The following is a 1,343-nucleotide window of genomic DNA, read 5'->3' on the forward strand; positions in this document are numbered from 1 at the left end:
CGACTGACCGCCCCGCGCACGACCGCGCCCCCCTCCCCGGCCGGGGAGGGGGGCGCTTCGGCATGCACCCGGGGACTCAGCGCGGGGGCGGCGGCACGGAGACCACGAGGGTGAGCCGGACGGGCACCTCGCCGTCGTTGCGGTAGCCGTGCGCGGCGGCCGCCTCGTAGGAGGCGGTGGAGCCGGCCGGCACCAGGTGGTCGCGGCCGTCCAGGGTGAGGGTGAGTTCGCCCTCCTCGACCCGGGCGATCTCCACGGTGCCCGCGGGGTGCGGGTCGGAGCCGTGCCCCTCCCCCGGCAGGATCAGCCACTGCCAGAGCTCCAGCGGGCCGGGCGCCTCGATGCCGCTGAGCAGCACCCCGGTGCCGCCCTCGGCTCCCGACCAGAGCTGGACGGCCTCGTCGTCGGGGACGATCCGCACGGTGGAGGTCTCGTCGTAGTCGAGCAGCCGGGCGATCGAGGCGCCGAGCGCGTCGGCGAGCCGGACGACGGTGCCCACGCTCGGGTTGGTCCTCCCCTGCTCGATCTGCACGATCATGCCGCGGCTCACGCCGGAGCGGGCCGCGAGTGCGTCGAGGGTGTGGCCGCGGTCGGCGCGCAGCCGCTTGAGGTTGCGCGCCAGGGCCTGGGTGATCAGATCGGGGTCGGGCATACCAGTCCAATGAATTGATTCGTCAGGTTCACTCTGTTGACCTAAGCTGCGGGGGCACCGAGCGTCCACCCGACCGTACTCCGGAGTCCACTGTGCTATCCCAGCTCCTCGCCCTCGCCGCCAGCCTGCTGTGGGGCATGGCCGACTACGGCGGCGGCTCGCTCACCCGCCGGCTGTCCGCGCTGACCGTGGTGGTCGCCTCGCAGGCCGCCGCGGCCGTGCTGCTCGTCCTGGCCGTCCTCGCCGCCGGCGGCGCGGGCGCGGCCTCCGCCGGCCTCTGGTACGCGGTGGCGGCGGGGGTGATCGGGCCGTTCGCGCTCCTCGCCTTCTACCGCGCCCTCGCGCTCGGGCCCATGGGGGTGGTCTCGCCGCTGGCGACCGTCGGCGTCGCGGTGCCGGTCGGGCTCGGGCTGCTGCTCGGGGAGCGCCCGGGCCCGGCGCAGGCCGCCGGCATCGCGGTCGCCGTGCTCGGCGTCGCGCTGGCCGGCGGTCCGCGGCGCGGCGGCGGCACGGTCGGCCTGCGGGTGCTGGTGCTGACGCTGTCGGCGGCCCTCGGCATGGGCACGGTGATGGCCCTGGTCGCCCGGGCCTCCGACGGCGGCGGGCTGCTGCTCGTGCTGTGCGTGCAGCGGCTCTGCAACGTGGCGGTCGGCGGCGGCGTCCTGCTGGCCGGGCGCCGCGGGCGGGAGCC

The 1,343-nt window shown here is 76.6% G+C and carries 2 protein-coding genes; one reads left to right on the plus strand and one right to left on the minus strand.

Annotated elements, in window-relative coordinates; translation table 11 throughout:
- Positions 1-76: 76 nt before the first annotated feature.
- Positions 77-652 (minus strand): XRE family transcriptional regulator, encoded by a 576-nt coding sequence (locus ABZ641_RS37660; protein ID WP_344624210.1) that lies wholly within the window; start codon positions 650-652, stop codon positions 77-79.
- A 137-nt stretch (positions 653-789) separates the two neighbouring features.
- Between ABZ641_RS37660 and ABZ641_RS37665 the strand changes: the two genes are divergently transcribed.
- Positions 790-1,343 (plus strand): hypothetical protein (locus tag ABZ641_RS37665; protein ID WP_359989108.1); only part of this gene is annotated, 554 nt, incomplete at its 3' end.

The sequence above is a fragment of the Kitasatospora sp. NPDC007106 genome (assembly GCF_040634455.1).
GTDB classification, from domain to species: Bacteria; Actinomycetota; Actinomycetes; order Streptomycetales; family Streptomycetaceae; genus Kitasatospora; species Kitasatospora arboriphila.